Raw genomic sequence first — 338 nt, forward strand, 5'->3', positions numbered from 1 at the left:
CATTGGCGAGTCGGCCCTGCGCCGTTGGGTCAGTCAGCTTCTGCAGGAACGCACAGGCGTCACCCCGCAGAGCAAGGCGCTCACCCCAGAGCAGCAAAAGATCCAGGAGCTGGAAGCCCGAATCGCCCGTCTTGAACGAGAGAAATCGATATTAAAAAAGGCTACCGCGCTCTTGATGTCGGAAGATCTCGAGCGTTCGCACTGATCCATCAGCTAAGCGCCCATGAACCTGTTGACTGCTTGTGCGAGGTGTTCGAAATCACCCGTTCGACTTACTACGCCCATCGCCTCAGGCGGCGTTCTCCGGGCGTTGAGAGAATTCGATTACGCAGTCGAGT

General features: G+C 57.1%; 1 pseudogene. It reads left to right on the top strand.

What is annotated here, in order from left to right:
- A pseudogene (locus AAEZ05_RS28010) lies at positions 1-338 on the top strand (transposase); the annotation flags it as partial.

It is taken from the genome of Pseudomonas sp. HY13-MNA-CIBAN-0226, assembly GCF_040310305.1.
GTDB lineage: Bacteria > Pseudomonadota > Gammaproteobacteria > Pseudomonadales > Pseudomonadaceae > Aquipseudomonas > Aquipseudomonas gregormendelii.